General features: G+C 58.9%; 1 pseudogene. It reads right to left on the bottom strand.

From position 1 onward, the window contains the following. Nucleotides 1–186 (bottom strand): annotated as a pseudogene (locus ACYQ0J_RS14005) (IS982 family transposase); the annotation flags it as partial. Nucleotides 187–236 lie beyond the last annotated feature (50 nt).

Here is a 236-nt window from a genome sequence, read left to right as displayed (position 1 = left end):
GAAGAGGCCGAGGTCTTTGGCGAGGGCCAGGGCCTTGTTGTGCTTGCCGCCGAACTCTAGGGCGGCAAGGAGGGCGAGGGTGAGGATGGCGGAGGCGGGCGTTTTGGCTTGGGGGTCATCCTTGTAGCCCATGGCTTGCAGGGCGTCGTCTATAATGCAAAAGGCCGCTATGAGACGGGAAAGCATAGCGGCCACTATTTTTTCAGATCCAGGGGATAGGTAGCAACTTGGGTTAG

This window comes from Thermus sp. FJN-A (assembly GCF_054655095.1).
The sequence above is the reverse complement of the archived record's forward strand: the minus strand, read 5'-3'. Positions and strand labels throughout refer to the sequence as shown.